Origin of the sequence: Enterococcus spodopteracolus (genome assembly GCF_030441955.1) — a bacterium.
GTDB classification, from domain to species: domain Bacteria; phylum Bacillota; class Bacilli; order Lactobacillales; family Enterococcaceae; genus Enterococcus_B; species Enterococcus_B spodopteracolus.
Map to the genome: position 1 here is coordinate 1 of NZ_JARJHD010000039.1, position 1,680 is coordinate 1,680.

General features: G+C 49.0%; 2 protein-coding genes and 1 pseudogene. All 3 read right to left on the reverse strand.

The window, feature by feature from the left end; genetic code table 11:
• Nucleotides 1-133 (reverse strand): hypothetical protein (locus P3R27_RS15475; protein ID WP_498371329.1); only part of this gene is annotated, 133 nt, incomplete at its 3' end.
• Nucleotides 117-440, reverse strand: a pseudogene (locus tag P3R27_RS14255) (phage holin, lambda family). The pseudogene P3R27_RS14255 and the gene P3R27_RS15475, both read right to left, overlap by 17 nt.
• A 676-nt stretch (nucleotides 441-1,116) precedes the next feature.
• The coding region (locus P3R27_RS14260) for an antitermination protein (RefSeq protein WP_301399119.1) at nucleotides 1,117-1,680 on the reverse strand (564 nt) is incomplete at its 5' end.

Consider the following 1,680-nt stretch of genomic DNA (forward strand, 5'->3'; position numbering starts at 1 on the left):
AATCAGTAAATAGCTCTCCGCCTACAATGACGTCATAACCATGATTTCTGGTTTTCTGACGTCCGTTATCAGTTCCCTCCGACCACGCCAGCATATCGAGGAACGCCTTACGTTGATTATTGATTTCTACCATCTTCTACTCCGGCTTTTTTAGCAGCGAAGCGTTTGATAAGCGAACCAATCGAGTCAGTACCGATGTAGCCGATAAACACGCTCGTTATATAAGCGAGATTGCTACTTAGTCCGGCGAAGTCGAGAAGGTCACGAATGAACTAGGCGATAATGGCGCACATCGTTGCGTCGATTACTGTTTTTGTAAACGCACCGCCATTATATCTGCCGCGAAGGTACGCCATTGCAAACGCAAGGATTGCCCCGATGCCTTGTTCCTTTGCCGCGAGAATGGCGGCCAACAGGTCATGTTTTTCTGGCATCTTCATGTCTTACCCCCAATAAGGGGATTTGCTCTATTTAATTAGGAATAAGGTCGATTACTGATAGAACAAATCCAGGCTACTGTGTTTAGTAATCAGATTTGTTCGTGACCGATATGCACGGGCAAAACGGCAGGAGGTTGTTAGCGCGACCTCCTGCCACCCGCTTTCACGAAGGTCATGTGTAAAAGGCCGCAGCGTAACTATTACTAATGAATTCAGGACAGACAGTGGCTACGGCTCAGTTTGGGTTGTGCTGTTGCTGGGCGGCGATGACGCCTGTACGCATTTGGTGATCCGGTTCTGCTTCCGGTATTCGCTTAATTCAGCACAACGGAAAGAGCACTGGCTAACCAGGCTCGCCGACTCTTCACGATTATCGACTCAATGCTCTTACCTGTTGTGCAGATATAAAAAATCCCGAAACCGTTATGCAGGCTCTAACTATTACCTGCGAACTGTTTCGGGATTGCATTTTGCAGACCTCTCTGCCTGCGATGGTTGGAGTTCCAGACGATACGTCGAAGTGACCAACTAGGCGGAATCGGTAGTAAGCGCCGCCTCTTTTCATCTCACTACCACAACGAGCGAATTAACCCATCGTTGAGTCAAATTTACCCAATTTTATTCAATAAGTCAATATCATGCCGTTAATATGTTGCCATCCGTGGCAATCATGCTGCTAACGTGTGACCGCATTCAAAATGTTGTCTGCGATTGACTCTTCTTTGTGGCATTGCACCACCAGAGCGTCATACAGCGGCTTAACAGTGCGTGACCAGGTGGGTTGGGTAAGGTTTGGGATTAGCATCGTCACAGCGCGATATGCTGCGCTTGCTGGCATCCTTGAATAGCCGACGCCTTTGCATCTTCCGCACTCTTTCTCGACAACTCTCCCCCACAGCTCTGTTTTGGCAATATCAACCGCACGGCCTGTACCATGGCAATCTCTGCATCTTGCCCCCGGCGTCGCGGCACTACGGCAATAATCCGCATAAGCGAATGTTGCGAGCACTTGCAGTACCTTTGCCTTAGTATTTCCTTCAAGCTTTGCCACACCACGGTATTTCCCCGATACCTTGTGTGCAAATTGCATCAGATAGTTGATAGCCTTTTGTTTGTCGTTCTGGCTGAGTTCGTGCTTACCGCAGAATGCAGCCATACCGAATCCGGCTTGTGATTGCGCCATCCCCATAGCAGCCATCACATCAGTACCGGAAAGAGAGTCAGAAGCCGTGGCCCGTGG